Origin of the sequence: Streptomyces sp. JH002 (genome assembly GCF_050916115.1) — a bacterium.
Taxonomy (GTDB): domain Bacteria; phylum Actinomycetota; class Actinomycetes; order Streptomycetales; family Streptomycetaceae; genus Streptomyces; species Streptomyces xiamenensis.
In genome coordinates this window covers 1,578,934-1,602,394 of record NZ_CP087989.1, presented here as the reverse complement: position 1 = coordinate 1,602,394, position 23,461 = coordinate 1,578,934, and the positions used below count along the sequence as shown (strand labels likewise).

The window sequence follows — 23,461 nt, the reverse complement described above, 5'->3', positions numbered from 1 at the left end:
CCATGCACACCGCCATCGACCTGTTCGCGCCCGGTCTCGCGGGCACCGCCCCGTACGGCATCACCGAGGGCCCCGACGGCGCGCTGTGGGTGACGCTCACCGGCAGCGGGGAGATCGCCCGCTTCGACCCGGCCACCGGCGCCCTCGACCGCCACCCGCTGGACTCCGCCGAGTCCGGGCCGATGATCATCGCCCCGGGGCCCGACGGGGCGCTCTGGTTCAGCCGGGGGCGCGACCACCGCGTCGGCCGGATCACCACCGGCGGCCGTGCCACCTCGTACACCCTGCCCACACCGGCGTGCGGCCCGTACGGCATCACCGCGGGACCGGACGGAGCGCTGTGGTACGCGGCGATCAACGCGGACCTGGTCGGCCGGATCACCCCCGAGGGGCGGATCACCGAATTCCCGCTGGGCACCACGGGCGCCGCCCCCTCCGCCATCGCCGCAGGCCCGGACGGCGCGCTGTGGTGCACGCTCAACCAGGCGGGCGCCATCGCCCGGATCACGCTCGACGGCGCGGTCACCCTCCACCCCCTGCCCACCGGGGCCGCCGGCCCCGTGGGCATCACGGCCGGGCCCGACGGGGCCCTGTGGTTCGCCGAGATCGCCGCCGGCCGGATCGGGCGGATCACCACCGGCGGGGAGATCACCGAGTTCCCGCTGCCCGATCCCGGCGCCAAGCCGCACGCGATCACCGCCGACCCGGCGGGCGACGGCTGCTGGTTCACGGAGTGGGGGGCCGGGCGGATCGGGCACATCACGCCCGGCGGGGAGTTCCGCCACCATCCGCTGCCGGACCCGGCGTCCGAGCCGCACGGGCTGGCCGGCACCGCGGACGGCGCGCTGTGGGTGGCCCTGGAAACCGGTCAGCTGGCGCGGCTGCGCTCCACCCACAGACAGAACGGGTGACCGGCCGGGTCGAAGTAGACCCGGACGTCCTCCTGCGGCTGGTACTCGGCCGGAACCGCGCCGCAGGAGCGGGCATGTGCCCCCGCGGCGGCCAGGTCATCGACCTCGATGTCCAGATGCTGCGTCATGCGCTGGTCGCCCCGCGCCGCCGGCCACACCGGGCGGACGAAGTCCGGGTCGGTGCTGAAGGAGATGCCCGCGCCGCCGCCCGGGGGTGCCAGCCGGACCCAGCCCGTCTCCTCCTGAAGCGTGGCCCAGCCGAGCAGCCGGCGGTAGAAGGCCGCCAGTTCATTGGCGTCGGGGGCCTCAAGGACGGTGGCGGTCAGTCGCAGCAGCATCGGATCAGCCTGACAGCGCCTCCCGCACCCCGTCCAGGGCGTCAGGGGTTGACGGTGTGCGGCATCCAGGCGCGCAGCGGACGCTGGATCAGCTCCCGGTAGCTGTGGTGGGAGGGGTTGCGGGCGGCGTGGTCACGTACCCAGTCCGCCACGTCCTGCTGGAGGGTCGAGTGGGAGGACGTGCGCAGGCACACCGCGCACTGCGCACCGAAGGTGATGGGCTCGGCGTCCGGTTCCTCGTCCGGGGCGACGCTCCACGCCTGGAACTGAAGCACGGCGCGGGTCACTTGGCACCGCCCTCCTTGCTGAGGCGGTTGGCGGCGCTGAGCGCGTTCGCCCTTCTGACCTGGGCGCGCAGCTTGTCCGAGGTACGGGTGGTGGCGGGGGGAACGGCGGGGGGAGGGGTTGGTGCGGGGGTCATGCCGGGGGTGCCCTTCTCCGGTGAGCGGGGGAAGCGGCCTCGCGAGGGCGACACTTGTGGTGGCGCAGAGCAACCGTACCGCGACCGTACGGAGCACGGCAGCGATTTGGCGGCGAACAGGTTGTGAAGAGGGGGCGTGTGGGGGCGCTGTTATGTGTGCGTCCGCCCCTCCCGCGTGCGCCCTTCCGCCCGCCATGCCTCCTCCCGGGCCGCCCGGCGCGCGAATACGCTCTCCCGCTGCTCCTCCATCGCGCGCAGCGCCCGCTTGCGCTCCCGCTGGGAGAGCCGGTCCACGTACAGCCGCCCGCTCAGATGGTCGCTCTCGTGCTGGAGGCAGCGGGCGAAGTAGCCGTGCCCCTCCACCGTCAGGGGCTCGCCGTCGCGGTCCCTGCCGTGCACCACGGCCAGATCCGGCCTGGCCACGGTCATGTAGGGGCCGGGTACCGACAGACACCCCTCCGGCTCCTCGGCGAGCCGCCGCCGCGCGGCCGGCAGCGGGGCCAGCACGGGGTTGAGGAGGTGGCCGCGGTGGCGGGTTCCCCACTCGTCCTCCATGTCCCAGATGAACAGGCGCAGATCCACGCCGACCTGATTGGCCGCCAGGCCCGCGCCCTCCGCCACCGCCAGGGTGGCGAACATGTCCTCGATGAGCCGGCTCAGCTCCGGCGTGCCGAACTCAGGGCCGGCCTCCCGGCACTCGCGGCGCAGGATCTCCTCGCCCAGCACGGTGATCCTGCGCACCGTCGTCCCCGTCATGGCAGGTCATTCCCCTTCGTCGCGCGATGACTTGACCCAGAACTTTGCAAAGTAGCAGACTTTGCAAAGTGCGCACCAGTGACAGCGGCCGGGACCGCCCCGCCTCCCCGCTCCCCGACCACCCCGTACGGATCGCCCTGCTCGACCTGCTCGCCGAAGCCGGCACCGTCACCTCCACCGAGGCGGCGCGGCGGCTCGGGTACAGCTCCGGCCTGTGCTCGTTCCACCTGCGGCAACTCGCCCGCTACCGGCTCATCGAGGAGGCGCCGCACCCGGGTGGGCGGGCCAGGCCCTGGCGGCTGCGCTGGGAGACGTGGGACGGGTTCCCCCAGGTGGCGGGGGACGCGGAGTCCGGCGACGGCCCGGCAGACGAGGCGTCGTTCAGCGCCGTGCTCCACGTGACGCCCGAGGAGAGCCGGGAGCTCACCGCCCGGATACGTGAACTGCTCGACCCCTACCGGGACCCGCGCGGCCGCCCGGCCGCCGCCGTCCCCGTCACCGCCGCCCTGCGCTGGGACGCTACGCCGGATCACTCCAGTGGTACACGTGCTCGGGGCGGCCCTGCGTCCCGTACCGGGGATGCCGGGTGACCAGGCCCTGGTCCGCCAGATGCTCCAGATAGCGCCGCGTCGTCACCCGCGCCATGCCCAGCCGGTCCGCCGTCTCGGACGCGGTCAGCCCGCGTGGCGCGTGCTCGCGCAGCGCGTCCACCACCGAGGACAGCGTCTGATTGCTCATCCCCTTGGGCAGCGGCCCGCCCACCGAGCCGCGCAGCGCGCCGAACGCCCGGTCCAGATCCTGCTGCGCCGTGGTGCGCCCGTGCCCCACCAACTGCCGCCGGTACTCCGCGTACCGCTCCAGCTTGTCGCGGAAGGCGGCGAACGTGAACGGCTTCAGCAGGTACTGCACCACCCCGTACGCCAGCGCCGAGCGCACGATCTGCACGTCCCGGGCCGAGGTCACCGCGATGATGTCCGCCAGCTGCCCGTGGGCCCGCAGTCCCCGGCACACGTCCAGGCCCGTCATGTCCGGCAGATAGAAGTCCAGCAGCACCAGATCCACCGGATGCCGCTCCGCGAAGTCCAGTGCCTCCGAACCCCGGTGGACCGTGGCGGCCACCGCGAATCCCGGCACCCGCCCCACGAACTGGGCGTGCGCGTCCGCGATACGGGGGTCGTCCTCGACGACGAGGGTGCTGATCATGATGATGTGGTTCCTCGATACAGACGTACGGTGAAGACCGCCCCGGCGTGACCGCTGACCTCGACGTCCCCGCCGTACCGGTCGATGACCTGGCGCACCAGCGCCAGGCCCAGGCCCTGGCCGCGCGCCCCGCTGGCCGTCTTGGTGGTCCAGCCGCGGGTGAACATGGATTCCAGCGCCTCCCCGTCGAGCCCGGCGCCCGAATCGCAGACCCGCACCAGCAGGGAGTCCTCCTCGGTGCGCGCGGTCACGGTGACCCGGCGGGGCGGCGGGGCGGCCAGCGCCGCCTCGATGGCGTTGTCCACGAGATTGCCGACCAGCGTCACCAGATCGCGCGGCGCGATCCCGGCCTCGGTGACGGCCGTGTCGTCGGTGATCTCCAGCTCGACGCCCTTCTCCGCCGCCTGCGCGGCCTTGCCCAGCAGCAGCGCGGCCAGCGCCGGCTCCTGGACCTCGTCGGTGAGCCGGTCGGCGAGCGCCTGCGCCGAGGCCAGCTCCACGGTGGCGAACTCCACCGCCCGCTCCGGCTGGCCCAGCTCAATCATGGTGACCACGGTGTGCAGCCGGTTCGCCGACTCGTGCGCCTGGGAGCGCAGCGCCTCGGCGAAGCCGCGCGCCGAGTCCAGCTCACCGGCCAGCACCTCCAGTTCGGTGTGGTCGCGCAGCGTGGTCACGGTGCCCAGCCGGCGGCCGTTCTTCTCGATCCGCTCCTGGTTGAGCACCAGCACCCGGTCGCCGTACACGCACAGCCGGTCGCTCACCGGGGAGCCAGAGGTGAGCAGCGGCCCGACGGGGGAGGACAGGGCCAGCTCCTGCACCGGCCGCCCCTCGGCGTCGGCCGGCAGGCCCAGCAACTGCCGGGCGTGGTCGTTGACCAGGATCAGCTTCCCGCGCGGGGAGACGATCAGCAGGCCCTCGCGCACGGTGCGCAGGACCGCGTCGTGATGCTCGTACAGCCTGGTGATCTCCTCGGCGCCCAGGCCCAGCGTCTGGCGGTCGAGCCGCCGGCTGATCAGCCAGGACCCGGCCCCGGCCAGCATCAGGGCGCCCGCCGAGATGGGGATCACGGGAGTGAGGCGCCGGCTCAGCTCGGCGCCGATCTTCTTCTGCAGGACCCCGATGGACAGCAGCGCGCTGACCTCGCCCCGGTCGTCCGTGATGGGGACCACGGCCCGGATGGACGGCCCCAGCATCCCCTCGTAGCTCTCCGTGAAGGGCTCGCCCGCCAGGGCGCGGTCGATGGAGCCGATGAAGCGCTCGCCGATCAGCTCCGGGTAGGTGTGGGAGTACCGGGTGCGGTCGGGCGCCATGAACACGATGAAGTCGGTGTCGGTCGAGCGCCGTACCGACTCGGCCAGCGGCTGGAGTACGGCGGACGGATCGTCCCCGGTCACCGCCCGCCGGACCTCTGGCAGCTCGGCGAGGCCGGAGGCCAGCGTCATGACCTGGTGCTCGGTGTCCTTGCGGTTGTCGTTGCGCACCTGGAGGAAGACGAGGGCGGCGCTGGTGACCACCAGCAGCAGGAGCAGCACGATCTGTAGTGCGAAGAGCTGTCGCGCCAGACTCATCCGTGAGCGTCTGGCACGGGAATCGCGCATGCTGGGGCACCTGCCGAAATATCGAACCTCGGAACGAGTGTAGGCAGGGATCCGTTCATCCGGTCCGGGCCCGCCCCGTACCGTGCCGCGGCCGGCCGTCGCGCCCGGCCGCGGCACCGCCGCGGCTACAACTGGATGCCCAGAGCCCAGGGCCCCACCAGCAGGACCATCGCGGTGATCATCACCACGCCGAAGACGTTCAGCCAGATCCCCGCCCGCACCATCTGCGGAATGGTGACGTAGCCCGAGCCGAAGACGATGGCGTTGGGTGGGGTGCTGACCGGCAGCATGAAGGCGCAGGTGCAGGCCATCGCCACGGGAACGAGCAGAAGCAGGGGATCGAGGCCGATCGACACCGCCACGCCGCCGATCACCGGCAGGAAGGTGGACGCGGTGGCGGTGTTGCTCGTGAATTCGGTGATCGTCAGGACGATGGCGCACACCGCGCCGATCAGCAGAACGGTCGGCAGCGCCTTCAGCCCGTTCATCTGATCACCGATGTACGCGCTCAGCCCGGTCTCCTGGACCGCCAGCGCGAGCGAGAGTCCGCCGCCGAAGAGCAGCAGCACCCCCCACGGGATCCCCTCCTGCACCCGTCGCCAGTCGATGGCGTGCTCGCCGGCGCTGGTGTCCACCGGGATCAGGAAGAGGATCACGGCGGCGGTGATCGCGATGCCCTCGTCCGTCAGGTGCGCCATGAACGGCAGCACGTCGGTCAGCGCGCTCCAGTCGCTCAGCTGGTCGCGGAAGAGCCACAGCGTCACGGTGCAGGCGAAGACCACCAGCACCGACCACTCGCCGCGCGACATCGGGCCCAGACCGGCCAGTTCCTCGCGCACCGCGTCCCTGCCGCCGGCCACATTGGACAGTTTCACCTTGAACGCGATCCGGGTCAGATAGATCCAGGTGAAGATCAGGAAGAGCACCGTCACCGGAAGGGCGAGCTTCATCCAGTCCATGAAACCGATGGTGACACCGTAGGACTGCTCGACGAACCCCTTCATGATCAGGTTCGGCAGGCTGCCCACCAGGGTGGCGAGCCCGCCGATGGAAGCGGAGTAGGCGATCGCCAGCATCAGCGCGGTGGCGAAGTTGGCCCGGTCCTTCGCGGTCTGCTCATCGCCCCCGCCGTCCTGCGCCATCACCATGGCCAGCACGCTCGTGCCGATGGGCAGCATCATCATCGCGGTCGCCGTGTTGTTGACCCACATGCTGATGAACGCGGTGGCCACCATCACGCCCAGGATGAGCCGCGACGGCTGGGTACCGATGGCCCGCATGGTCAGCAGCGCGATGCGCTTGTGCAGATTCCACTTCTGCATCGCCAGCGCGATGATGAAGCCGCCCATGTAGAGGAAGACCGTGGGATGGGCGAACGGCGCGGTGGCCTCGCCGATTTCCAGCACCCCCAGGAGCGGGAACGCCACGATCGGGATCAGCGAGGTGGCCGGCAGCGGCAGCGCCTCGGTCATCCACCACACCGCCACCAGGACCACGACGGCTGCGGTGGTGCGGGCCGGGGTGGGCAGTGTCTCGTCGCCCGCCAGCAACCCGTAGGTCAGCAGGGCCAGCACCGGCCCGAGGAAGCGCCCGATCCACACCCCGCGGGGGACGCCCTGGTCGGGGGCCTTGTCCCCCACCGGTGTCCGGATCTCACTGGAAGCCGTCATGCGTATCTGTCCTCCCGCAACCACAGCCGATCACTCCGCTGTGATCGCTTGCGCGTCAGACTGCCCCGTCGCGGGGGAGTTGACGCACGCGTGTTCCTGTAGTGACGCAGGGGGATCAGGGCACCGGCCGCAGCCAGAGGGTGGCCAGCGGCGGCAGGGTGAGCGCGATACTGCTCTCCCGTCCGTTCCACGGCAGGGCCTCCGCCTTCACCGGCTCGCTGTTGACCACCCCGCCGCCCCCGTACCGGCGCTCGTCCGTGTTGAGCACCTCCGACCAGGCCGGGACGTGCCCCGGCACCCCCAGCCGGTAGCCCTCGCGCACCACGGCGGAGAAGTTGCTCACCGAGATCAGCGGGCTGCCGTCGGCCGCGAACCGCAGGTGCGCCACCACGTTGTCCACCGCCGCGCCTGCCTCGATCCACGCGAACCCGGACGGTTCGGTGTCCCGCTCCCACAGCGCGGGCGTCGCCCGGTACACCGTGTTCAGCTCGCGCACCAGATCCCGCACCCCGCCGTGGTCCCCGGCCGCCGCGTAGCCGGGATCGAGCGTCCACCACTGCGGGCCCTCCGCCTCCGACCACTCCGCGCCCTGCGCGAACTCCTGCCCCATGAACAGCAGCTGTTTGCCGGGGTGGGCCCACATGAAGCCCAGGTACGCGCGGTGGTTGGCCCGCCGCTGCCACCAGTCGCCCGGCATCTTGTTGACCAGCGCGCGCTTGCCGTGCACCACCTCGTCGTGGGAGATCGGCAGTACGTAGTTCTCGGCGTAGGCGTACACCATCGAGAAGGTGATCTCGTGGTGGTGGTACGCGCGATGCACCGGATCCCTGGACAGGTAGACCAGCGAGTCGTGCATCCAGCCCATGTTCCACTTGAAGCCGAAGCCCAGGCCGCCGAACCCGGACTCGCCGATCCGGTCGGTGGCCCGGGTCACCCCGTCCCAGGCGGTGGACTCCTCCGCGATGGTCACCACCCCGGGGCACCGGCGGTACACGGCGGCGTTCATCTCCTGGAGGAAGGCCACCGCGTCCGGGTTCTCCCGGCCGCCGTGCTCATTGGGGGTCCATTCGCCCTCCGCGCGCGAATAGTCCAGGTAGAGCATGGAGGCCACCGCGTCGACCCGCAGCCCGTCCAGGTGGTACTCCTCGCACCAGTACAGGGCGTTGGCCACCAGGAAGTTGCGTACCTCGCGCCGCCCGTAGTCGAACTCCAGCGTCCCCCAGTCCGGATGCTCGGCCCGCGCCGGGTCCGGATGCTCGTAGCACGGCGCGCCGTCGAAGCATGCCAGCGCCCAGTCGTCCTTGGGGAAGTGCGCCGGCACCCAGTCCATCAGCACCCCGATGCCCGCCCGGTGCAGCGCGTCCACCAGGTGTTTGAAGTCGTCGGGCGAGCCGAGCCGGGCGGTGGGCGCGTAGAAGCCCGTCACCTGATAGCCCCAGGAGGGTCCGTAGGGGTGCTCGGCGGGCGGCATGAGTTCCACGTGTGTGAAGCCCAGGTCCCGTACGTACGCGGGCAGCTGCTCCGCCAGTTCCCGCGCGTTCAGCCCCGGCCGCCAGGAACCGAGGTGGAGTTCGTAGACGGAGATCGGCGCGCTGGGCGCGGCGTGCCCGGCGCGCCGCGCCATCCACCGCTCGTCGCTCCACCGGTAGCGGCTCTCGTGCACCACCGAGGCGTTGGCGGGCGGGCACTCGGTGCGCCGTGCCATCGGGTCGGCGCGCAGGGTATGGCTGCCGTCCGGGCGGCAGATGTCGAACTTGTAGCGCGCTCCGGCGCGCACGCCGGGCACGAACAACTCCCACACGCCGCTCGCGCCCAGCGAGCGCAGCGGATGTCCGGTGCCGTCCCAGTCGTTGAAGTCCCCGGCCACCCGCACCCCGCGGGCGTGCGGTGCCCACACCGTGAACCGGGTCCCGCGCACCCCCTGATGCGTCATCACCCGGGCGCCCAGCGCCTCCCACAGCCGCTCGTGGCGGCCCTCGGCGATCAGGTGCAGATCAAGATCGCCGAGCGCGGGCAGAAAGCGGTACGGATCCTCCGTCTCCCGGGGCGGCCCCCCGGCGGCCGGGGCGATCAGCAGCCGGTAGCGGGGCGGCTCGGGCAGCGGCAGCACCACCTCGAACAGGCCGTCGCCGGTGTCCTTCAGCGCGGTCCGCACGCCGGCCGCCACCACCGTCACCGCGCGGGCCGCCGGCCGCAGTACGCGGATCACCACCCCATCGGGCGCCGTGTGCGCCCCCAGCACGGCGTGCGGATCATGGTGCGCGCCCGTCAGCAGGCGGTCTCGTTCCACGGCGGGTGCTCCTCAGGCAGAAAGGATCGGGGCAGGGCGGGGCGGAATGGCGTGGGGGAGGGGCGGCGCGGCGCGGAACGGAGAAGGGGAGGCGCGGCGGGCGGCCGGTCAGGGGGTGGCGGCGGCCAGCCGACGGATCGCGGTCATCGGCACATGCAGCCAGTGCGGACGGTGCCTGGCCTCGTACAGCACCTCGTAGACGGCCTTGTCCGTCTCATAGGCACGCAGCAGTTCCGGCGTGCTCAGCGGATCGGCGCCGCTGGCCGCCGCGTACCCCCGGCAGAACGCCTTCCGGCTGGCCCGCGACCAGTCCGCCGCCCAGGAGCCGCCGTCCTGCTGCTGGCAGGCGGCGTAGTCGAAGGACCGCAGCATGCCCGCGATGTCCCGCACCGGCGGCCCGGGACGGCGCCGGTCCGCGAGCGGCCTGGCCGGCTCGCCCTCGAAATCGATGACGGACCAGTGCGGCGTCTCACCCGAGCGCAGCACCTGCCCCAGATGCAGATCGCCGTGCAGCCGCTGCGCCACGCAGGCGCCGCCGCCCCTGGCGTACCCGGCCAGCGCCTCGTAGGCCCGCCCCAGACCCGTGCGGTACGGGCGCAGGGCCGGCACGGCGACGGCCGCCTCCGCCAGCCGTTCGCTCATGGCGGTCGCGGCCTGCTCCAGCTGACCCCGGTCCAGCATCGAGGTCGGCAGCGTCTGCGCCAGCGCGGTGTGCACCTCCGCCATCGTCCGCCCCAGCGCGTGCGCCGCCGCGCTGAAGTCGGCCCGGCCGCTGAGCGAGCGCAGCGCGAGCTGCCAGCCGTCGCTGGACCCGGCCAGATACGGCTGGAGCACTCCCAGCGTCAGCGGTTCGCTCTCCCCGCCCGGCCAGGACGCCTCGAACCACGCCGAGGGCGCCGGCACCCGGGCGCAGCCGGCCGCCGCCAGCGCGCGCGGCAGCTCCAGATCGGGGTGCAACCCGGGAGCGACCCGGCGGAACAGCTTGAGGATGTGGCTCTCGCCGTACACCACGGAGGAGTTCGTCTGCTCACCCGTCAGCGCCCGCGCGCCGGGACCCGAGGGCAGATCGGCGCCGGGCGCCCGGTCGAAGCGCAGCGCGCCGAGCCGGCCCGGCGTCCGCAGCCGCTCCAGCAGCACCTCGGCCAGCAGGGGGTCGTACAGCGCCTCGTACACCGCCCGGTCCTGCAACGGGCCCTCGGAGGGGCGGCCCACCAGGGCGGGCATCAGGTCCGGGGGCAGCGCCGCGCGCACCCCCAGCAGCAGTTGGTAGCAGTCGCCCGCCGCGGCCACCGGACCCGACTGCCGGGTGCGCACCAGCAGATGCAGCAGCCCCGGCGCGTACCCCGGCGCGTTGCACGGCAGCAGCTCGGTGACGGACAGGAGACTGAGCCCGGCCAGCGGCCGGCCCTTGCCGGCGAACCAGCGCTGCCGTGGCAGCCAGCGGGCCAGCGGCCCGGTCAGCGAACGCAGCAGCGCTTCGCCCTGCCCGGAGTCGTTCCGGGGAGGGCCCCACGGAAATGAGGAGGCCGCAGCACGGGTCGAGGAGCTTTCCGACATGGCGTCCTTTCCCCGGGCACACTTGATTATGTGCTGAAGTGTCCCGTATTGACGCCTTTGTTGTCGGGATGGAGCGGGACGTGTCGCGAAAGGATGTGAAAGGAACAGTCGTGCGGGTGCCAGAACCGGGCCAGAATTGGGCCGGCACCGGGGCCGGCGCCGGGTCGGAACCGCCGGGCGGAGGCACGCCGCCCCCGCCCGCGCGGCCGGCTCAGATGGGCTCCGTCCCCTGCCGCAGCCGGAACCAGTAGAAGCCGTGCCCGGCCAGGGTCAGCAGATACGGCAGCGAGCCGATCGCGGGGAACCGCACCCCGCCGATGAGTTCCACCGGATACCGCCCCTCCCACATCCGCAGATCCAGCTCGGTGGGCTGCGAGAAGCGGGAGAAGTTGTGCACGCACAGCACCAGGTCGTCCCCGTGCTCGCGCAGGAAGGCCAGCACCGAGGGGTTGGACGAGGGCAGTTCGGCGTACGTCCCCAGGCCGAACGCCGGATTCTGCTTGCGGATCTCCACCATGCGCCGCGTCCAGTGCAGCAGCGAGGACGGTGAACTCATCGCCGCCTCGACATTGGTGACCTGGTACCCGTGCACCGGGTCCATGATGGTCGGCAGGAAGAGCCGCCCCGGGTCACAGGTCGAGAAGCCGGCGTTGCGGTCCGGCGTCCACTGCATGGGGGTGCGCACCGCGTCCCGGTCGCCCAGCCAGATGTTGTCCCCCATCCCGATCTCGTCCCCGTAATAGAGGATCGGTGAGCCGGGCAGGGACAGCAGCAGCGCCGTGAACAGCTCGATCTGATTGCGGTCGTTGTCCAGCAGGGTGGCCAGCCGGCGCCGGATCCCGATGTTGGCGCGCATCCGCGGGTCCTTGGCGTACTCCGCGTACATGTAGTCGCGCTCCTCGTCGGTGACCATTTCCAGGGTCAGCTCGTCGTGGTTGCGCAGAAAGATCCCCCACTGGCAGCCGGAGGGGATCTGCGGGGTCTTGGCGAGGATTTCCGAGACCGGATAGCGCGATTCGCGGCGCACCGCCATGAAGATGCGCGGCATCACCGGGAAGTGGAACGCCATGTGGCATTCGTCGCCGCCCTTGGCGTAGTCGCCGAAGTAGTCGACGACGTCCTCCGGCCACTGATTGGCCTCGGCCAGCAGCACCGTGTCCGGATAGTCGCGGTCGATCTCGGCCCGCACCTCTTTGAGGAAGTTGTGCGAGGCCGGGAGGTTCTCGCAGTTGGTGCCCTCCTCGGCGTACAGGTACGGCACCGCGTCGAGCCGGAAGCCGTCGATGCCCAGGTCGAGCCAGAATCGCAGGGCGGCGATCATCTCCTTGCGCACCGCCGGGTTCTCGTAGTTGAGATCCGGCTGGTGCGAGAAGAAGCGGTGGAAGTAGTACTGCTTGCGCACCGGGTCGAAGGTCCAGTTGGACGCCTCGGTGTCGACGAAGATGATCCGGGCGTCCGGATAGCCCTTGTCGTCGTCGGCCCACATGTAGTAGTCGCCGTACGGGCCCTGCGGATCGCGGCGCGACTCCTGGAACCAGCGGTGCTGATCGCTGGTGTGATTCATGACCATGTCGATGATGACGCGCATGCCGCGGCTGTGGGCGGCGTCCACGAACTCCACGAAGTCCGCCAGATCGCCGAACTCGGGAAGCACCGCCCCGTAGTCGGAGACGTCGTAGCCCCCGTCCCGCAGGGGTGATTCGAAGAACGGCGGCAGCCACAGGCAGTCGACCCCGAGCCATTGCAGATAGTCGAGCTTCGACGTCAGGCCCTTGAGATCTCCGACCCCGTCCCCGTTGCTGTCCTGGAAGGAGCGGACGAGGACCTCGTAGAACACCGCGCGCTTGAACCACTGAGGGTCCCGGTCGCGGGCTGGCGTGTCCTCGAAGGTGTCGAGGACCGGCTCATTGACGCTCATGTGTGGGTGACCCTCCGGTCTGTGAGGACGGTCGCAGGGCGAAGATGTGCGCCGACGGGGTGTGCGCGTCCGCACGCTCCGGACCGAGCCGCACATAATTTTCCCTGCCCCAGTAATAGGTCTCACCGGTGAGCTGGTCGCACACCGGGAAGGGCTCGGCTCCACTCTCCTGAGCGAAAGTGAGACCACACCCCTTGAGTTCCGACATGTCCAACGAGACCGTCGCTTCGTGGGTGTGGTGCGGATCGAGGTTGACCACGATGAGCACGGTGTCGGCGTGCGGTGTCCGGGTGCGCTTGGAGTAGGCCAGGATGTGCTCGTTGTTCGTGCGGTGGAAGTGAAGATCGCGCAACTGGCGCAACGCCGGATGCGCCCGGCGCAAGCGGTTGAGCGCCCCGATCAAAGGGATGATGTTGTTGCCCGATTTACGGGCCGCGGCCCAGTCCCGTGGCCGCAGCTGATACTTCTCGGAGTCCGCGTACTCCTCGGAGCCGGGACCGGCGGCCGTGCCCTCGCACAGTTCGTAGCCGGCGTACATCCCCCACGAAGGGGAGAGCGTGGCGGCGAGCACGGCGCGGATCTCGAAGGCCGCGCGCCCGCCGGTCTGCAGATAGGCGTGCAGGATGTCGGGCGTGTTCACGAAGAAATTGGGCCGCATGTACGGGGCCGACTCGCCGCTCAGCTCGGTGAGGTACTCGGTGAGCTCGGCCTTGGTGGTGCGCCAGGTGAAGTAGGTGTACGACTGCTGGAAGCCGATCTGCGCCAGCGTGCGCATCATGGCGGGCCGGGTGAACGCCTCGGCCAGGAAGATGACGTCCGGGTCGGTGCGGTTGATCTCCGCGATGACCTTCTCCCAGAACACCACCGGTTTGGTGTGCGGATTGTCCACCCGGAAGACGCGTACCCCGTGCGCCATCCAGAACCGCAGCACGCGCAGCGTCTCGGTGACCAGGCCGCGGAAATCCTGTTCGAAGGAGATCGGGTAGATGTCCTGGTACTTCTTGGGCGGGTTCTCGGCGAAGGCGATCGAGCCGTCGGCGCGCTTGTGGAACCACTCCGGATGCTGTTTCACCCACGGGTGATCAGGGCTGCACTGGAGTGCGAAATCCAGGGCCACTTCCATGTCGAGCGACCGCGCCGTCGCCACGAAGTGGTCGAAATCCTCCAGCGTTCCCAGGTCCGGGTGGATCGCGTCGTGCCCGCCGTCCCCCGAACCGATCGCCCACGGGCAGCCGACGTCGTCCGGGCCCGCCGTCAGCGCCCCGTTCGCACCCTTGCGGAACGCCGTCCCGATCGGGTGCACCGGGGGCAGGTACACCACGTCGAAGCCCATCGCCGCGATGTCCTTCAGCCGGCGGGCCGCGCCGCGCAGGGTGCCCGAGACCGGGGGCGCGTGCCGGCGTACCACCGCGCCCTCCGAGCGCGGGAACATCTCGTACCACGATCCGAACAGCGCCCGCTCGCGCTCCACCATGAGCGGCATCGGGCGTGCCGAGCTGATCAGTTCACGCAGGGGATGCCGGCCGAGCACCGTGGTGACCTCGGGGGCCAGCGCCGCGGCGAGCCGGGCGGCGCCGGACAGGGTGGTGTCGGCCAGCGCGTCCGCGGCCACCGCGATGATCTCCCGGCCCTCGCTCTTGGGCACCCCGGCCGCCGCCTCGCGCAGCAGCGCCGATCCCTCGAGCAACGTCAGTTCGGTGTCGATGCCGGCCGGGATCTTGATCTTCGCGGCGTGCCGCCAGGTGGCCACCGGGTCGGCCCACGCCTCCACCGTGTACGTCCAGCGGCCTTCGGCGTCCGGGGTGATGTCCGCGCCCCAGCGGTCGGTGCCGGGCGCCAGTTCGCGCATCGGGATCCACGGGCCGCCGCGGCCCGCCGGGTCGCGCAGCACCACATTCGCTCCCACGGCGCCCGCTCCCTCCCGGAAGACGGTGGCGCTGACCTGGAACGTCTCGCCCGGAACGGCCTTGACGGGCCGTCTGCCGCATTCGATGCGCGGCTGGACGTCGAGTACGGGAATTCGACCGATCATGTGCGGATCACCTCATAGGCGTCGGAGGTGGGTATTTACTGTTCTCTTCGTGTCTTTGTCCTTTCTATATGTTTCGTGACTTGCTGGGGGGTTTGCGTCCTACGGCCCTCGGGGCGCGTTCACCCGTGTGGGGGTGAGTGGGCGTGAAGTCTCAGCTCTGTATCGCCGTTCATTCCACTGTTCACAGCTATGCACTAGCGCAGTAATGTGCGCTCCACCGAAACGCCATACCACCACCGACCCTTCGAGGTGGACGATGTCCATAGCAAGACCCAAGGCCGTGCGGATGCTCGCGGCCATCTTCGCGATCAGCGTGATCGCGACCGGCTGCTCCAGCGACCGCGACAACGGAGACTCCAAGGGGTCCGGATCCACCGAGACCTTCGTCTTCGGCGCCGCGGGCGACCCCGCCTCCCTTGACCCCTCGCTGGCCAGTGATGGAGAGAGCTTCCGGATCACCCGGCAGGTCTTCGAAACACTGATCGACCACAAGTCGGGCACCTCCGAGATGGAGGGCGGCCTCGCCGACACGTGGGAGAGCAACGACGCCGGCACCGAGTGGACGTTCAACCTCCGTGACGGAGTGACGTTCCACGACGGTTCCGACCTGACGGGTGAGGTCGTCTGCGCGAACTTCGACCGCTGGTACAACTGGACCGGCACCTACCAGAACACCACACTGTCCTATTACTGGCAGACGATCTTCGGTGGGTTCGCGAACAACGAGAACGAGGAGACGCCGGACCCGAACTACGTCGGCTGCACCGCCCCCGATGACCTGACGGCCGTCATCGAGGTCGCCGAGCCCTCCGCCAACTACCCCGGCGGTTTCTCGCTCGCCGCGTTCGGCATCCACTCCGGCCCGGCCCTGGAGGCGTACGCCGCCGACGAGGCCAGCGGTGAGGGCGACGCCATCACCTTCCCCGGCTACAGCCAGGAGGCCGGCACCGTCGTGGGCTCCGGCCCCTTCCGGGCCACCGGCTGGAACAAGGGCAACGGCGAGGTCACCCTCGAGCGCTTCGACGACTACTGGGGCGACAAGGCGGGGGTCGAGAAGCTCGTCTTCCAGACCATCCCCGAGGAATCCGCCCGCCGCCAGGCGCTGCAGAGCGGTGACATCCACGGCTACGACCTGGTCGCGCCCGCCGATGTGAAGACCCTCTCCGACGCCGGGTTCCAGGTCCCGACCCGCGACGTCTTCAACATCTTCTACCTGGCGTTCACCCAGGACAGCCACCCGGCGCTGGAGAACCCCGAGGTGCGCACCGCCGTCGCGCACGCCCTGGACCGGCAGAACCTCGTCGACAGCCAGCTGCCCGAGGGCGGCGTGGTGGCGACCCAGTTCATGCCCGACACGGTCGAGGGCTACTCGCAGAACGTCACCACCTACGACTACGACCCCGAGCTGGCCCAGCAGTTGCTCGCCGACTCCGGCGAGGAGGACCTGACCTTCACCTTCTGCTACCCGACCGAGGTCACCCGCCCGTACATGCCGTCCCCGGCCGACCTGTACGAGCTGCTGCGCGCCGACCTGGAGGCCGTGGGGATCACCGTTCAGCCCAAGGCCCTCAAGTGGAACCCGGACTACACCGAGGTCACCCGTGACGGCGGCTGCAACCTGTACCTGCTCGGCTGGACCGGCGACTTCAACGACGGCTACAACTTCCTGGGCACCTGGTTCGCCGGGTACCAGAAGGAGTGGGGCTTCGAGAACCAGGACCTCTTCGACCTGCTGGAGCGCGCCTCCACCGAGCCGGACGTCGACGCCCGCACCGCCCTGTACGAGGAGGCCAACGAGTTCGTGATGGACTTCCTGCCCGGCGTGCCGATCTCCTCCTCCCCGCCGTCGATCGCCTTCTCGGCCGATGTCAACCCGCCCACCGTCTCCCCGCTGACGCAGGAGAAATTCTCCGAAGCGTCCTTCAAGTAGGGGACCCGACAGCCGGTTCCTCCCGCCGCCCGGCCACGCGTCATCACCCGTGGCCGGGCGGCGGTGTGGTCCGACAAGCAAGAAAGGGGCGTTGACCTCAAGGTGTTGCGTCTCATCGTGCGCCGGCTCCTCCAGCTGATACCCACGCTGGCGGGCCTGTCGGTGCTGCTCTTCCTGTGGCTCAACCGCCTGCCCGGCGGCCCCACCGCCGCCCTGCTGGGCGAGCGCGCCACCGAGGCCGACCGCCGGCAGATCGAGGCCGCCCTCGGCCTGGACCAGCCCGTGCTCGTGCAGTACGGCCGGTTCCTGCGCCGTCTCGTCTCCCTCGACCTCGGAACCTCCGTCCAGACCGGCCGCCCGGTGTGGGAGGAGTTCACCACCCGCTTCCCGGCCACCGTCGAACTCGGCCTGACCGCCCTGCTCATCGCCGTCATCGTCGGCATCCCGCTGGGCTACCTGGCCGCCGCCCGGCGCGGCACCTGGCTGGACGTCGGCGCGGTCTCCGGTTCCCTGCTGGGCATCTGCATCCCCGTCTTCTTCCTCGCCTTCCTCCTGAAGGCCGTCTTCGCCGTCAACCTCGGCTGGCTGCCCAGCGTGGGGCGGCAATCCAACGACATCAACGCCACCGAGGTCACCGGATTCCGGGTCCTGGACGGGATACTCACCGGCGAGTTCGACGCCTCATGGGACGCGATCACCCACCTGATCCTGCCCTCGCTGGCCCTGGCCTCCATCCCGCTGGCGATCATCGTGCGGATGACCCGCGCCTCCGTCCTGGAGGTGCTCAGCGAGGACTACGTGCGCACCGCCGAGTCCAAGGGCCTCAAGCGGCAGGTCGTCCGCGCCCGGCACGTGCTGCGCAACGCCCTGCTGCCGGTCGTCACCACCATCGGCCTGCTCACCGGACAACTGCTGTCCGGCGCCGTGCTCACCGAATCCGTCTTCGCCTTCAACGGCATCGGAAACTTCCTGCGCACCGCCATCGACGGCCGTGACTATCCCGTGCTCATGGGCTTCATCATGTTCATCGCACTGCTCTATGTCGTCATCAATCTGCTGGTGGACCTGGCGTACAGCCTGATCGACCCGAGGGTGCGGGTGCACTGATGAGTACCAAGACCACAAAAATCGACCGGCTCGCCGAGCTGACCGCCCAGCGCGAGTCCACCGCCGGCGCCAGCCTGTGGACCGAGGCGCTGCGCCGGCTGCGTTCCTCCAAGATGGCGCTGATCGGCGGCGTCATCATCGCCGTCTTCATCGTGCTGGCGATCATCGGCCCCTGGATCGCCCCGCACAACCCGATCCTGCAGTGGCGCGGCGAGGTGTTCCCCAACCAGAACACCTTCGTCGGCTCCCGTTCCGAGAACTGGCTGGGCCTGGACCACCTGGGCCGCGACCAGTTCTCCCGGATGCTGGTCGGCGCCCGCCAGACCCTGCTCGTCGGCATCGTCGCCACCCTGCTCGGCTTCACCGCCGGCGCGCTGATCGGCGGCCTGTCCGGCGCCGCGCTCGCCTTCGGCGGCAAGATCGGCCGGCGCATCGACACCGCCGTCATGCGCTTCATCGACATGGTGCTGGCGCTGCCCTCGCTGCTGCTGGCCGTCAGCATCGCGGCCATCCTGGGCCAGTCGCTGACCACGGTGATGATCGCGGTCGGGGTGGCGCAGATCCCGATCTTCGCCCGGCTGCTGCGCGGCTCCATGCTCGCGCAGTCCAACTCCGACTACGTGCTGGCCGCCCGCTCCCTGGGCGTACGCCGCCGGCGCATCGTCACCGCGCACGTGCTGCCCAACTCCCTGGGCCCGGTCATCGTGCAGTCCACCCTCGCGCTGGCCACCGCCATCATCGAGGCCGCCGCCCTGTCCTACCTCGGCCTGGGCAACCCGGACGCCGCCCAGCCCGAATGGGGCGTCATGCTCGTGCAGGCCCAGCCGTACTTCGACCACGCGCCGATGATGGCGCTCTACCCGGCGCTCGGCATCATCATCACCGCACTGGGCTTCACCCTGCTGGGCGAGGCGATGCGCGAAGCCCTCGACCCGAAACTGCGGAGCTGATGAGCATGCCACCGGAACCACCACTGCTGAGCGTGGAAGACCTCACGGTCACCTTCACCGGCCGGGGCCGCACCGATGTCCGCGCGGTCTCCGGGGTCTCCTTCGACGTGGCGCGCGGCCAGGTCACCGGCCTGGTCGGAGAGTCGGGCTGCGGGAAGAGCGTCACCTCGCTCGCCCTGATGGGGCTGCTGCCCAAGAAGGGCGTCACCGTCGGCGGCCGTGCCGCCTTCGAGGGCACCGACCTGCTGGGGCTGCGGCGTGAGCAGCTGCGCGACCTGCGTGGCAGCAAGCTGGCGATGATCTTCCAGGACCCGCTGTCCTCCCTCAACCCGGTCATCCCGATCGGGCTCCAGGTCACCGAGATCCTCACCCGGCACCGCGGTCTGCGCGGCGAGGCCGCCCGCAAGGAGGCCGCCGCCCTGCTGGAGCGGGTCGGCATCCCCGACCCGACCCGGCGGCTCAAGGAGTACCCGCACCAGCTGTCCGGCGGGATGCGGCAGCGCGCGCTGATCGCCATGGCCGTCGCCTGCGCGCCGCAGCTGCTCATCGCGGACGAGCCGACCACCGCCCTCGACGTCACCATCCAGGCGCAGATCCTCGAACTCCTCAAGGAACTCGTCGACCAGCAGGGCACCGCGCTGCTGATGATCACCCACGACATGGGCGTGGTCGCCGGCCTGTGCGACCGGGTCAACGTGCTGTACGCGGGCAAGGTGGTGGAGGCCGCCGAACGCCGCCCGCTGTTCGCCGCGCCGACCCACCCGTACGCGCACGGGCTGCTGGGCTCCATACCGCGCCTGGACGCGCCGCGCGGCGAACCGCTGAACCCGATCCGCGGCTCCATCAGCGACACCATCGCCTGGAGCGACGGCTGCGCCTTCGCCCCGCGCTGCGACTTCTACTCCGAGCAGTGCCTGAACGGCACCCCTCAGCTGACCGAACCGCACTCCGCGGGCCACCAGGTGCGCTGCGTCCACCCCGTGGCGGCGACAGGCAAGGAAGGAGCGGACCGGTGAGCCTGCTCGAACTCGACGACGTGAAGGTCCACTTCCCCGTCAAACGCGGCATCCTCTTCGACCGCACCGTGGGCCATGTGTACGCGGTGGACGGCGTCTCGCTGTCCGTGACCGCCGGTCAGACCTACGGTCTGGTGGGGGAGTCGGGCTGCGGCAAGACCACCCTGGGCCGGGCGGTGCTGCGGCTGAACGACATCACCTCGGGCTCCGTCGTCTTCGACGGCACGGACCTGGCCCAGCTGCCCGAGGAGGAGATGCGGCGCGCCAGGCGCCGGCTCCAGATGGTCTTCCAGGACCCGCTGGGCTCGCTCAACCCCCGGCAGAACATCGAGTCGATCCTCGCCGAGGGCATGGCGGCGCACGGCATCGGCGCCGACCGGAACGAGCGGCGCGAGCGGATCAAGGAGATTCTGACCAAGGTCGGGCTGCCGCACTCCGCGCTCTCCCGCTACCCGCACGAGTTCTCCGGCGGGCAGCGGCAGCGCATCGGCATCGCCAGGGCCCTGGTCCTGGAACCCGATGTGATCATCTGCGACGAGCCGGTCTCGGCGCTGGACGTCTCCATCCAGGCACAGGTCATCAACCTGCTGGAAGAACTCCAGGAATCGCTGGGCCTGACCTATCTGGTCATCGCCCACGACCTGGCCGTGGTGCGGCACATCTCCGACGTCATCGGCGTGATGTACCTGGGCGCGCTGGTCGAGGAGGCGCCCTCCGACGCGCTGTACGCCGAGCCGCGCCACCCGTACACCCGCGCGCTGATGTCGGCGGTACCGGTGCCCGACCCGGAGGTGGAGGACCGCCGCGAACGCATCCTGCTCCGCGGCGATCTGCCCTCCCCGGCCAACCCGCCCACCGGCTGCCGCTTCCACACCCGCTGCCCCTGGCGGCAGCCGACCCGCTGCGACACCGAGCGGCCCGAGCTGACCGACACCGGCGACGGCCACCGGGTGGCCTGCCACTACGCGGCGCAGATCGCGGACGGCTCGCTGCGTCCGACCTCGGAGCTGGCTCCGCCGGTCCTCGTCGATGTCGAGGCGGGACCGCCCGCCGGTGACGGCGAGGAGGGCGAACCGGCCGCGACCGTACCGTCCTGATGGTCCCCGGGGGTGGTTTGGTGACGGTTTCCTGCGTCATGCGCCGGAAACCACCGCTACCACCCCCGGTGCCCGGATACCGTCGGATGCTGTGAAGGCCATCCGTCGTTTCTCCGTGACAGCCGTCCTCCCCGAGCCGCTGCGACCACTGCGGGAACTGGCGTTCAATCTGCGCTGGTCCTGGCACCCCGACACCCGTGAGCTGCTGAGATCCGTGGACCCGGACGGCTGGCGGCGGTCCGGCGCCGACCCGGTGCGGCTGCTGGCCACCGTCACCGCCGACCGGCTCGCCGCGCTCGCCGCCGACCGGGGCTTCGTACGCCGCCTGGAGGTCGCCGCCGGCGACCTGCGCGACTACCTCACCGAACCCCGCTGGTACCAGCGGGCCGAGGGCGAACTGCCCCGCTCCATCGCCTATTTCTCACCCGAGTTCGGCATCACCGCCGCCCTGCCCCAGTACTCGGGCGGCCTCGGCATCCTGGCCGGCGACCACCTCAAGGCCGCCAGCGACCTCGGCGCACCCGTCATCGGCGTCGGCCTGCTCTACCGGCACGGCTACTTCCGGCAGACCCTGGACGCCGACGGCTGGCAGTGCGAGCGCTACCCGGTGCTGGACCCGCGCGAACTCCCGCTCACCGAACTGACCGGCGCCGAGGGCACCCCCGTGCGCGTCACCCTCGCGCTGCCCGGCGGACGCACCCTCGCCGCCCGGGTGTGGCAGGCCGAGGTCGGCCGGGTCCCGCTGCTGCTCCTGGACTCCGCCGTGGACGGCAACGCCCCCGCCGAACGCGACGTCACCGACCGGCTGTACGGCGGCGGCAGCGAACACCGGCTGCTCCAGGAGATGCTGCTGGGCATCGGCGGCGTGCGGGCGCTGCGCGCCTACTGCCGGATCACCGGGCACCCCGAGCCCGAGGTCTTCCACATGAACGAGGGCCACGCCGGGTTCCTGGGCCCCGAGCGCATCCGTGAACTGGACGCGCTCGGCATCGGCTTCGACGCCGCCGCCCGCATGGTGCGGGCCGGCACCGTCTTCACCACCCACACCCCCGTGCCGGCCGGCATCGACCGCTTCCCCGAGGAACTGGTGGCCCGGCACCTGGGGCCCGGCGGCGAACTGGACACGCTGGACAGCGGCGCGCTGCTGGCGCTGGGCCGCGAGCCTCACGCCCCGGAACCCGGGCACCAGGCGCAGTTCAACATGGCCGTGCTCGGACTGCGTACGGCGCAGCGCGCCAACGGCGTCTCCACCCTGCACGGCGCGGTGGCCAGGGACATGTTCGCCGCTCTGTGGCCGGGCTTCGACCCCGACGAGGTGCCGATCACCACGGTCACCAACGGCGTGCACGCCCCCACCTGGACCGCCGACGCGCTCACCCGCATCGAGGACCCCGCCCGGCTGACCGACGCCGAACTGTGGGAGGTGCGGCGCGGACTGCGCGAGACACTCGTGCACGAGGTACGGGCCAGGCTGCGCGACTCCTGGCGGCAGCGCGGGGCGGGCGAGTCGGAGCTGGGCTGGATCGAGGACGTGCTGGACCCGGACGTGCTGACGCTCGGCTTCGCACGGCGCGTCCCCTCGTACAAGCGGCTCACGCTCATGCTGCGCGACCCCGCGCGCTTCAAGGCGCTGCTGCTGGACCCCGAACGCCCCATCCAGGTGGTGGTCGCCGGCAAGGCGCACCCGGCGGACGAGGGCGGCAAGCGGCTCATCCAGGAACTGGTGCGCTTCTCGGACGACCCCGAGGTGCGCCACCGGATCGTCTACCTCCCCGACTACGGCATGGCCATGGCACGCGGCCTGTACGCGGGCTGCGACGTCTGGCTGAACAACCCGCTGCGCCCGCTGGAGGCATGCGGCACCTCGGGCATGAAGTCCGCGCTCAACGGCGGCCTCAACCTGTCGGTGCGCGACGGCTGGTGGGACGAGTGGTGCGACCCGGACTTCGGCTGGGAGATCCCCACGGCGGACGGCCTGAGCGGCGGTGATCCCGAGCGGCGGGACGCCGTGGAGGCGGCGGCCCTGTACCGGCTGCTGGAGGAGCAGGTCGCCCCGTGCTTCTACGCGCGCGGGCGGGGCCGCTGGCTGGAGATGGTCCGGGCCACCCTGGGGCGGCTGGGGCCCAAGGTGCTGGCGGAGCGGATGGTGCGCGAGTACGTGACCGGGCTGTACGCGCCGGCCGCCCGCGCCCACCGCGCGATGGACGCGGCGGCCGCCGCGGACCTGGCGGCCTACGCCGCACGCGTGCAGCGGGAGTGGCCCAACGTGGCCGTGGGGCACGTGGAGACCGGGGAGGAACCGCCGGTCCTGGGCGGCGGGCTGCCGCTGCGGGCCGGCATCCTGCTCGGCGAGCTGGAGCCGGCCGAGGTGGAGGTCCAGGCGATCACCGGCACGGTGGACGAGAGCGATCAGCTGCTGAACGCCGAGCCCGTCACCCTGAAGCCGGACGGCGGCCCCGACCTGGAGGGCCACTGGACCTACACGGCCGACCTGCCGCTGCGCCACCCGGGGCCCTTCGGCTACACGGTGCGGGTGCTGCCCAGCCACCCCCTGCTGGCCGGCGCCGCCGAACTGGGCCTTGTCGCCCTCCCGGCCGGCGAGCTGGCCACGGAGGAGACGGGCATCCTGCTGCGGTAGCCCTTCCCGGGCCCGGGGTCACGGGACCG

General features: G+C 71.0%; 19 protein-coding genes. 8 read left to right on the top strand and 11 right to left on the bottom strand.

Features of this window, described 5'->3' with window-relative positions; genetic code table 11:
* The first annotated feature begins 2 nt into the window (after nucleotides 1-2).
* Nucleotides 3-911 carry a Vgb family protein gene (locus H7827_RS06780; RefSeq protein WP_432747947.1) on the top strand — a complete coding sequence of 303 codons (909 nt, stop codon included), beginning with the start codon at nucleotides 3-5 and terminating at the stop codon, nucleotides 909-911.
* Here the strand turns inward: H7827_RS06780 and H7827_RS06775 are convergent.
* The 4 genes from H7827_RS06775 to def all read right to left on the bottom strand — a co-directional run bounded on the left by H7827_RS06775 (nucleotide 869) and on the right by def (nucleotide 2,426).
* Entirely contained in the window at nucleotides 869-1,249 is a 381-nt protein-coding gene (locus H7827_RS06775; protein WP_030733699.1) for a VOC family protein, read from the bottom strand. The two genes, H7827_RS06780 and H7827_RS06775, sit on opposite strands and share 43 nt — an antisense overlap.
* Nucleotides 1,250-1,290: 41 nt before the next feature.
* Nucleotides 1,291-1,536 (bottom strand): hypothetical protein, encoded by a 246-nt coding sequence (locus H7827_RS06770; protein WP_432743415.1) that lies wholly within the window; start codon nucleotides 1,534-1,536, stop codon nucleotides 1,291-1,293.
* Nucleotides 1,533-1,670, bottom strand: coding sequence for a hypothetical protein (locus H7827_RS06765; RefSeq protein ID WP_158708042.1), 138 nt, complete (start codon nucleotides 1,668-1,670; stop codon nucleotides 1,533-1,535). Before H7827_RS06765 ends, H7827_RS06770 begins: the two co-directional genes overlap by 4 nt.
* A gap of 150 nt (nucleotides 1,671-1,820) precedes the next feature.
* Nucleotides 1,821-2,426 (bottom strand): peptide deformylase, encoded by a 606-nt coding sequence (def, locus tag H7827_RS06760; protein WP_386534567.1) that lies wholly within the window; start codon nucleotides 2,424-2,426, stop codon nucleotides 1,821-1,823.
* Between the two features lie 68 nt (nucleotides 2,427-2,494).
* Between def and H7827_RS06755 the strand changes: the two genes are divergently transcribed.
* The gene (locus H7827_RS06755; RefSeq protein ID WP_432743412.1) at nucleotides 2,495-3,016 is read left to right on the top strand and encodes a winged helix-turn-helix domain-containing protein; all 522 of its coding nucleotides are present in this window, start codon (nucleotides 2,495-2,497) and stop codon (nucleotides 3,014-3,016) included.
* Here H7827_RS06755 and H7827_RS06750 read toward each other — a convergent pair.
* The 7 genes from H7827_RS06750 to H7827_RS06720 form a co-directional block, all read right to left on the bottom strand.
* Nucleotides 2,946-3,629 (bottom strand): response regulator, encoded by a 684-nt coding sequence (locus tag H7827_RS06750; RefSeq protein WP_386534572.1) that lies wholly within the window; start codon nucleotides 3,627-3,629, stop codon nucleotides 2,946-2,948. The two genes, H7827_RS06755 and H7827_RS06750, sit on opposite strands and share 71 nt — an antisense overlap.
* The gene (locus H7827_RS06745; RefSeq protein WP_432743410.1) at nucleotides 3,626-5,227 is read right to left on the bottom strand and encodes a sensor histidine kinase; all 1,602 of its coding nucleotides are present in this window, start codon (nucleotides 5,225-5,227) and stop codon (nucleotides 3,626-3,628) included. Before H7827_RS06745 ends, H7827_RS06750 begins: the two co-directional genes overlap by 4 nt.
* Nucleotides 5,228-5,352: 125 nt before the next feature.
* On the bottom strand, nucleotides 5,353-6,897 hold the full coding sequence (locus H7827_RS06740) for an SLC13 family permease (protein WP_432743407.1): 1,545 nt from the start codon (nucleotides 6,895-6,897) through the stop codon (nucleotides 5,353-5,355).
* A 115-nt stretch (nucleotides 6,898-7,012) separates the two neighbouring features.
* Nucleotides 7,013-9,187 (bottom strand): 1,4-alpha-glucan branching enzyme, encoded by a 2,175-nt coding sequence (gene glgB, locus H7827_RS06735; protein WP_432743405.1) that lies wholly within the window; start codon nucleotides 9,185-9,187, stop codon nucleotides 7,013-7,015.
* A gap of 108 nt (nucleotides 9,188-9,295) precedes the next feature.
* On the bottom strand, nucleotides 9,296-10,744 hold the full coding sequence (locus H7827_RS06730) for a maltokinase N-terminal cap-like domain-containing protein (RefSeq protein ID WP_432743403.1): 1,449 nt from the start codon (nucleotides 10,742-10,744) through the stop codon (nucleotides 9,296-9,298).
* Nucleotides 10,745-10,955: 211 nt separating this feature from the next.
* The gene (gene treS / locus H7827_RS06725) at nucleotides 10,956-12,662 is read right to left on the bottom strand and encodes a maltose alpha-D-glucosyltransferase (RefSeq protein ID WP_386534587.1); all 1,707 of its coding nucleotides are present in this window, start codon (nucleotides 12,660-12,662) and stop codon (nucleotides 10,956-10,958) included.
* Nucleotides 12,649-14,694: an alpha-1,4-glucan--maltose-1-phosphate maltosyltransferase gene (locus H7827_RS06720; RefSeq protein WP_386534589.1), complete on the bottom strand. Its 2,046-nt coding sequence runs from the start codon at nucleotides 14,692-14,694 to the stop codon at nucleotides 12,649-12,651. The genes treS and H7827_RS06720 overlap by 14 nt, the downstream gene beginning before the upstream one ends.
* A gap of 256 nt (nucleotides 14,695-14,950) precedes the next feature.
* Here H7827_RS06720 and H7827_RS06715 point away from each other — a divergent pair, with 256 nt between their 5' ends.
* The 6 genes from H7827_RS06715 (at nucleotide 14,951) to glgP (ending at nucleotide 23,432) form a co-directional block, all read left to right on the top strand.
* Nucleotides 14,951-16,624: an ABC transporter substrate-binding protein gene (locus H7827_RS06715; RefSeq protein WP_030733710.1), complete on the top strand. Its 1,674-nt coding sequence runs from the start codon at nucleotides 14,951-14,953 to the stop codon at nucleotides 16,622-16,624.
* A gap of 102 nt (nucleotides 16,625-16,726) precedes the next feature.
* The gene (locus tag H7827_RS06710; protein ID WP_200364009.1) at nucleotides 16,727-17,731 is read left to right on the top strand and encodes an ABC transporter permease; all 1,005 of its coding nucleotides are present in this window, start codon (nucleotides 16,727-16,729) and stop codon (nucleotides 17,729-17,731) included.
* Nucleotides 17,731-18,681 (top strand): ABC transporter permease, encoded by a 951-nt coding sequence (locus tag H7827_RS06705; RefSeq protein WP_262833935.1) that lies wholly within the window; start codon nucleotides 17,731-17,733, stop codon nucleotides 18,679-18,681. The genes H7827_RS06710 and H7827_RS06705 overlap by 1 nt, the downstream gene beginning before the upstream one ends.
* 5 nt (nucleotides 18,682-18,686) lie before the next feature.
* Nucleotides 18,687-19,697 (top strand): ABC transporter ATP-binding protein, encoded by a 1,011-nt coding sequence (locus tag H7827_RS06700; RefSeq protein WP_030733713.1) that lies wholly within the window; start codon nucleotides 18,687-18,689, stop codon nucleotides 19,695-19,697.
* The gene (locus H7827_RS06695; RefSeq protein WP_432743399.1) at nucleotides 19,694-20,794 is read left to right on the top strand and encodes an ABC transporter ATP-binding protein; all 1,101 of its coding nucleotides are present in this window, start codon (nucleotides 19,694-19,696) and stop codon (nucleotides 20,792-20,794) included. The genes H7827_RS06700 and H7827_RS06695 overlap by 4 nt, the downstream gene beginning before the upstream one ends.
* A 91-nt stretch (nucleotides 20,795-20,885) precedes the next feature.
* Nucleotides 20,886-23,432, top strand: coding sequence for an alpha-glucan family phosphorylase (glgP, locus tag H7827_RS06690; RefSeq protein WP_432743397.1), 2,547 nt, complete (start codon nucleotides 20,886-20,888; stop codon nucleotides 23,430-23,432).
* Nucleotides 23,433-23,461: the final 29 nt, after the last annotated feature.